The sequence below is a fragment of the Floccifex sp. genome, from assembly GCF_051873555.1.
Lineage (GTDB): Bacteria > Bacillota_I > Bacilli_A > Erysipelotrichales > Erysipelotrichaceae > Floccifex.
Map to the genome: position 1 here is coordinate 1 of NZ_JBJEEY010000123.1, position 7,434 is coordinate 7,434.

Below are 7,434 nucleotides of genomic sequence, written 5' to 3' on the forward strand. Positions count from 1 at the left end.
GTATCCATCAATCATGGAATCAGAACGTTCAAAATAAATATATTCAAAAGCACATAATGATTTTTTACAAGTTTCACAAAGAGATTTATTGCTTTGAATACCCTTGGCAGAAACCGTAACAATTTCACCTGGAAGAATGTCTCGTACAAAGTGAGCACCGACTGCATCTAATGCACATGTTTCAGAGGCAAAGACAATGTCTCCGTCTTCTCGTTTTCCCATGCATAAAGGACGGAAACCATGAGGATCACGTACCGCAATTAATTTTGATGGACTACTAATGACTAAGGAAAAAGCGCCTTCTAGTTTTTGTACAGCCTTAAAAACAGCTTCTTCAATACTTTTGGATGTCAATCTTTCTTTAACAATGGTATAGACAATACTTTCTGTATCACTGGTTGTATAAAAAATAGAGCCTGTGCTTTCTAATTCTTTTCTTAATTCATAGGAATTCACTAAATTCCCATTATGAGCTAAAGCTAAATTTCCTTTCATGTGATTGATACAAATGGGTTGAGCATTTTTCTTAGCATCCAATCCCGTTGTTCCATAGCGAACATGACCAATCGCAATATGACCTTGCGGTAAAGAAGACAAATGATCCTGGCTAAAGACTTCACTGACCAAGCCTTTATCTTTATAAATTCGTAAAATTCCATCGTCATTGACCACAATTCCTGCACTTTCTTGTCCTCTGTGCTGCAAAGAATACAAAGCATAATAACTCAGTGTCGCAACATCTTTTCTTTGTTGCGAATAAATCCCAAAAACGCCACATTCTTCATGTATATGTTTCATATATTCCTCCAAAAAAAAGACGCACGAAGGGCTTAACCCATCGAACGTCTTTGTTCACGCAAACACAATATCATGTTTTATGTGACTTTTCAAGAAAATCGAAAACTGAACCTTATACTACAAATCTTATAATTTTTTGGTAGAATAGAAGTATGGATTTTTCAGTATTTAATTGTATTTGTATGATACTTACAGATGTATCAACAATTTATATAGTATTATCAAATAAAAAAGAAAAAAGTAAAACAATCAGTATCGTTCTTCTTTTACTGACTTCCTTTTTGTTCTTTGTATATGAAAATATATACTATGACGTGGTTTTCTTTAATTCCATGTCATGGCTTTTTGTCATTGCAGGAATCATAAATGGATTTTTAGTTATAAGAGGATCATAGGTTCTCTTTTTTTAAATAGAAAATGAGGTTTGTATGGAACAAAAATATATTCGAATAAAAGGAGCAAGAGAAAACAATTTAAAAAATATAGATATTGACATCCCCAAAAATAAACTAGTCATAATGACAGGGGTATCTGGAAGTGGAAAAACATCTCTGGCTTTTGATACCATTTATGCCGAAGGACAAAGACGATACATGGAATCCTTGTCCGCTTATGCGCGTCAATTTTTAGGAAATAGTGAAAAACCAGATGTCGATCAAATTGAAGGATTGTCACCGGCAATTGCCATTGATCAGAAAACAACATCGAATAATCCGCGATCCACAGTGGGAACGGTAACTGAAATCTATGATTATTTGCGTTTGTTGTATGCACGTATTGGAGTGCCTTATTGTCCCATTCACAATGAACCCATTACAGGCAATACCATCAAAGAAATGGTGGATAAAATTATGGAATTGCCAGATAAAACCAGATGTACGATTTTAAGTCCTTTAGTGGAAGGAAAAAAAGGAACACATAAAGAATTAATTGAAAAATTAATGAAAGAAGGCTATGTTCGTGCTCGGATTGATGGAGAAATTGTTTATTTAGAAGAAATAGATGCTTTGGAAAAAAATAAAAAACATACCATTGATGTTGTCATCGATCGAATTGTAAAATCACAAGATCGATCTCGTTTCTATGATTCCTTAGAAACAGCTTTAAAACTCAGTGAAGGATTGGCTATTTGTATGACAAAAGAAAAAGAAATCTTATTTTCCAGTAACTATGCCTGTAAAATATGTGGCTTCTCTGTTCCTAAACTAGAACCCAAACTCTTTTCTTTTAATGCACCTTTTGGTGCTTGTCAAACATGTAAAGGATTAGGCTTTACACAACGCGTGGATTTGGATTTGTTGATTCCAGATCGTAAAAAAAGCATCAGTCAAGGCGGAATTCAATTTTATAAAAATATAGTCAATACAGAAAATTTAGAATGGCAGCGTGTACAAGCTTTGATTGATTTTTATGAAATCGACAAAGACATTCCTATTCAAGATTTACCAAAAAAGAAATTGAATTATTTATTATATGGAAGTGATCAGCCCATTCAATATGAAACCCATTCAAGAGGTGGTATTACATCCAAGAAATTTGATTATATAGAAGGCGTTGTTCCATTGATTGAACGACGCTACTTAGAAACAACTTCCTCGAGTTCAAGAGAATGGTATGGATCATATTTATCGGATTGTGTGTGTCCAACATGTAAAGGCGCTCGATTGAATGAAAAAGCATTGAGCGTAAAAGTATCCAATCTAAATATATATGAATCATGTTGTTTAAGTGTAAAAGAAGCATTGGATTTGATTTCACATGTAGAATTAACGGAAATGGAAAAGAAAATCAGTCACTTGATTGTCAAAGAAATCTATAACCGCTTAACTTTTTTAAACAACGTTGGATTGGGCTATATTACTTTAGATCGATTGGCATCCACTTTATCCGGTGGAGAAGCCCAGCGAATTCGTTTGGCTACACAAATTGGTTCTCGTTTAACAGGGGTTATGTATGTTTTAGATGAACCAAGTATTGGACTCCATCAAAGAGACAATGACAAACTCATTGCATCTTTAAAAGAAATGCGCGATTTAGGCAATACATTGATTGTTGTAGAACACGACGAAGATACAATGAAAGCCAGTGATTATATTGTCGATATTGGACCAGGTGCCGGTATTCATGGTGGACAAGTTGTTGCCAAGGGAACGCCACAAGAAATTATGGAACATCCAACTTCAATTACAGGAATGTATTTAAGTGGATTAAAGAAAATTGAAGTGCCAGAAACAAGACGAAAAGGAAATGGAAAGAAGCTTCGGATTGTCAAGGCCACACAAAATAATTTAAAAAATGTTTCCGTGGATATAAAATTAGGATGTTTGAATGTTGTCACTGGTGTATCAGGTTCAGGAAAATCCAGTTTGATTACGGAAGTACTAACGCATGGGATTCAACATTATTTGGGTAGAGTTCGCATTAAGCCGGGTTTGTGTAAAGAAATTAAGGGCTTGGAAAATGTAGATAAAATCATTGAAATTGGACAAGACCCAATTGGTCGTACCCCACGAAGCAATCCAGCAACGTATACAGGAGTCTTTGATGATATTCGTGATTTATTTGCGACTACGAAACAAGCCAAAATGCTGGGCTATGATAAATCTCGGTTTTCTTTTAATGTCAAAGGCGGTCGATGTGATGCATGTCAAGGCGATGGAATTTTAAAGATTTCTATGCATTTTTTACCCGATGTCTATGTGCCTTGTGATCAATGCCATGGCACACGATACAATGAAGAAACGTTGCAAGTACAATATAAAGGAAAAAATATTTCCGATGTATTGAATATGACAGTCGAAGAAGGCGTTGAATTTTTTCAAAATATTTCTAAAATTCGTCATCGTCTGCAAACACTTAAAGACGTAGGACTGTCTTATATTAAATTAGGACAAAGTGCCACAACTCTTTCAGGTGGAGAAGCTCAGCGTGTAAAATTAGCCAGTGAACTTCAAAAGAAACCTACTGGAAAAACAGTCTTTGTTTTGGATGAACCAACAACGGGTTTACACAGTGATGATGTAAAAAAATTAATTGATGTATTACAGCGTTTAGTTGACAATGGCGATACAGTCATTGTGATTGAACATAATTTAGATGTGATTAAATGTGCGGATTATATTATTGATATGGGCCCTGAAGGTGGAAATGACGGAGGTCAAGTTGTTTGCACAGGAACGCCGGAACAAGTAGCACAGTGTGAAAATAGCTATACGGGTCAGTATTTGAAGCCGTTACTGGAAAGGGGGTAGTTTTTTTGAGCAAGGTTACTGTAAAGGATTTAGCCGAATATTTTAATTGGAAACAAATCGCAGGGGATAAAGATTCTTTGAATCGTCCTATTCATTTAGCCGATATCAATCGACCTGGATTAGAATTAGCGGGTTATTTTGAATATGGGCAACAAAAAAGAGTCGTTATTATTGGAAATAAAGAAATTCATTATATCAACAATAAAATGGATGAAGTGGCACAACGCCGAAATTTTGAATTCATTACCAGTGAATCCACACCGGCTATTGTCTTAACCAATGGCCATGAATGTCCAGAAGTCTTAAAAGAAATCGCAAATCGAAAAGACTTGGCGGTTTTCTCCACGCAAGAGAACACAACCAATACGAGTGTAAAAATCACAAGTTATTTAGATGAAAAATTAGCACCTTTTACTGTTGTACACGGTGAATTGATGCGAATTCATGGAATTGGTGTCATGATTGTTGGAGAAAGTGGAATGGGAAAAAGCGAAATTGCGTTGAGTCTCATTCAAAAAGGACATCAATTAATTGCCGATGATCGCGTGGATTGTTTTAAAATACACAACAATTTAATTGGAAGAACTTCGAATATGTTAGAAGGATTTATGGAGTTAAGAGGAGTAGGAATCATTAATGTAGCTCGTATGTATGGGGTGGGTTCCTATGCCCATGAATGTGAAATTTCTCTTCAAATTGAATTGGTTCCATTTGATGATAAAGTCGACTATGATCGGGTAGGAATTGAAGAAAAAGAATATGTTGATATTTTAGGTGTGAAGATTTTAAAACTTCAAATTCCAATTAGTATGGGACGTCCAATGGCAACGATTATTGAAACAGCTGTTTTTCATTATATGTTGCTTCGCGATGGAAAAGATGCAGCCAAAGAAATTGAACATTTAGTATTAAAAGAAATTGAAAAAAACGAGGAAGAAAATAATGAAGATATTTGTCAGTGATGAAATTTTTCTTTCCTTTGGTCCTTTTAACATTACTTATTATGCTTTGTTTATTATCACGGGTGTAATCGTTGCCTATGAATTAAGCCAGGCAACGATGAAAAAATGGAAATACTCCACATCGGTATTAGAAGACTATGTGGTTCCTATGATGTTTTGTGGAATTATAGGTGCTCGTTTGTATTATGTACTCTTTCAATGGGACTATTATTCAAAATTTCCAGAAGAAATCATTAAAATATGGCATGGAGGCTTAGCCATCCATGGGGGCTTAATTGCCGGCGTATTATTTAGTCTTTATTATTTTAAAAAGAAAAAAGTATCAATTTATCGAATGATGGACTGCATTCTTCCCAATGTCTTAATTGCCCAGGCCTTTGGACGCTGGGGAAATTTTATGAACCAGGAAGCATTTGGAAGTGCTGTCAGTGAATCCTTTATCAATCATTTTCCATCTTTCATTAAAAATCGAATGTATATTAATGGACAATACCATCATCCAACTTTTTTATATGAAAGTGTAGCCAATGTGATTGGTTTTTTCCTGATTCGCTGGATTCGAAAAAAAGGATTAAAGAAACAAGGCGATGCTGGTTTTCTTTATTTAATCTGGTATGGAATGGTTCGTTTCTTTATTGAAGGACTAAGAACGGATTCCTTGATGTTGGGACCACTTCGAATTGCCCAAGTTGTTTCTTTATTGTTTGTAGTGGCAGGCATTCTTGGAATTCTTGGAGTTGGGTATAAATATGCAAAACCAGTGATTTTATTTGATTTAGATGGAACACTTCAAGATAGTCAGAAAATGATTTATGAAACATTTATTCAGGTTTTTAAAGAAAGAAAACCAGAAATTGAATTGACACAAGAAGAATTGAATGCATTTTTTGGACCGACTTTAGAAGTATCTTTTGGAAAATATTTTGAAGAAAATGAAATTGAAGATGTAATTCAACGGTATCAGGAAATCAATAAAGAATTGCATTATACAATGTTAAAAGAAATCGACCATGCTACAGAAGTATTAAAAACACTTAAAGAAGAAGGATATACTTTGGGTATTGTCTCGAATAAACGAATTAGTGCCGTTCAATTGGGCGTGCAAATCAATCACTTTGAACCTTATTTTGATGTTATACTTGGAAAAGAAGATTTACCAATCCCAAAACCAAGTGGAACCGGATTAATTGAAGCCTGTTCACGTTTGAATGTTTCTAGAGACAATGTCATTTATGTAGGTGATGCCAAAAGTGATATTCTGTGCGCAAAAGATGTGGCCATGACTTCTATTGGATTTAGTCTAGATGAAAATCGTAGAGAACAAATGAAAGAAGCAAATCCAGATTATTTGATTTCAGATTTAAGGGATTGTATATCCATTTGTAAGGAGAAAAGAACATGGAACGACACTTCAATTTGGTAATTATCGGCGCTGGACCAGCTGGTTGTACAGCTAGTTTATATGCTTCCAGAGCAGGCTTATCGACTTTATTATTAGATAATGGAGCACCAGGTGGAAAATTAATTAAAACATTTGAAATCGCCAATTATCCAGGTGTTCCAACACAATCAGGTGTAGACCTGGCTATGAAAATGTTTGAACAAGCTACTTCTTTTGGTGCGCTTTATGAATATGGCGATGTAATGGAAGTCACAGAAGATAAAGTGGTAAAACTATCCGATGGACAAGAAATAAAAGCCGATGCGATTATTTTGGCAACAGGAACCAAAGAAAGATTGTTACACATTCCAGGAGAACAAGAAAATATTGGACGCGGTGTTTCTTTCTGTGCCGTTTGTGATGGCGCTTTTTTCAAAGACAAAGACGTGGTTGTCATTGGTGGCGGAAATTCGGCATTGGAAGAGTCTTTGTATTTGACAAAGTTTGCCAATGTGACCATTGTGATTCGAAGAGATGTATTCAGAGCCGAAAAAAGCATTCAGGAACAAGTAGAATCCAATGATAAAATCAAAATCATCAAAAAACATATTCCAAAAGAAATCTTAAGTGAAAACGGAAAAGTAAGTGGCATTGTATTAGAAAATGTTGATACAAAAGAAACACAAATCCTTTCTTGTTCAGGTATCTTTCCATATGTTGGACAAGACCCAATGACACAATCCATTCAAAAATTAGGAATTTGCGATCAAAGAGGCTATGTCATTGTAGATAATAATATGGAAACAAAAATCAAAGGCATTTATGCAGCAGGAGATGTCATTCAAAAAGATTTACGACAAGTGGTGACAGCAACCAATGATGGAGCTATTGCGGCTCAACATATTTTTCATGAATTATCGAAATAAATAATTTTAAAGCAACAAAACGATAATACAATCCTCGTTTTTATTGTTGTTGAAGTAAAAGTAGATAAGAGCATCAGTATATTCACTTACTGATGCTCTTGATTTTTTAGTTATAC

General features: G+C 34.9%; 6 protein-coding genes. 5 read left to right on the forward strand and 1 reads right to left on the reverse strand.

The features are described 5' to 3' along the window. Positions 1 to 798: amidophosphoribosyltransferase (locus tag ACI32A_RS07100; protein ID WP_439754343.1), on the reverse strand; the 798-nt coding region annotated here is incomplete at its 3' end. A 152-nt stretch (positions 799 to 950) separates the two neighbouring features. Between ACI32A_RS07100 and ACI32A_RS07105 the strand changes: the two genes are divergently transcribed. The 5 genes from ACI32A_RS07105 to ACI32A_RS07125 are packed head-to-tail and all read left to right on the forward strand — an operon-like array spanning position 951 to position 7,318. Continuing rightward, complete coding sequence (locus tag ACI32A_RS07105) at positions 951 to 1,193, forward strand: hypothetical protein (protein WP_439754344.1); 243 nt, start codon at positions 951 to 953, stop codon at positions 1,191 to 1,193. A gap of 33 nt (positions 1,194 to 1,226) precedes the next feature. Then, the gene (gene uvrA, locus ACI32A_RS07110) at positions 1,227 to 4,049 is read left to right on the forward strand and encodes an excinuclease ABC subunit UvrA (RefSeq protein ID WP_439754345.1); all 2,823 of its coding nucleotides are present in this window, start codon (positions 1,227 to 1,229) and stop codon (positions 4,047 to 4,049) included. A gap of 5 nt (positions 4,050 to 4,054) precedes the next feature. After that, the gene (gene hprK, locus ACI32A_RS07115) at positions 4,055 to 5,011 is read left to right on the forward strand and encodes an HPr(Ser) kinase/phosphatase (protein ID WP_439754346.1); all 957 of its coding nucleotides are present in this window, start codon (positions 4,055 to 4,057) and stop codon (positions 5,009 to 5,011) included. Further along, on the forward strand, positions 4,992 to 6,434 hold the full coding sequence (gene lgt / locus ACI32A_RS07120; protein ID WP_439754347.1) for a prolipoprotein diacylglyceryl transferase: 1,443 nt from the start codon (positions 4,992 to 4,994) through the stop codon (positions 6,432 to 6,434). The genes hprK and lgt overlap by 20 nt, the downstream gene beginning before the upstream one ends. Continuing rightward, complete coding sequence (locus ACI32A_RS07125) at positions 6,410 to 7,318, forward strand: NAD(P)/FAD-dependent oxidoreductase (RefSeq protein WP_439754348.1); 909 nt, start codon at positions 6,410 to 6,412, stop codon at positions 7,316 to 7,318. The genes lgt and ACI32A_RS07125 overlap by 25 nt, the downstream gene beginning before the upstream one ends. Positions 7,319 to 7,434 lie beyond the last annotated feature (116 nt).

Coding starts and splice junctions, on each gene's coding strand:
- ACI32A_RS07105 (WP_439754344.1), top strand. CDS start 951: ATGGATTTTTCAGTATTTAATTGTATTTGTATGATACTTACAGATGTA.
- uvrA (WP_439754345.1), top strand. CDS start 1,227: ATGGAACAAAAATATATTCGAATAAAAGGAGCAAGAGAAAACAATTTA.
- lgt (WP_439754347.1), top strand. CDS start 4,992: ATGAAGATATTTGTCAGTGATGAAATTTTTCTTTCCTTTGGTCCTTTT.
- ACI32A_RS07125 (WP_439754348.1), top strand. CDS start 6,410: ATGGAACGACACTTCAATTTGGTAATTATCGGCGCTGGACCAGCTGGT.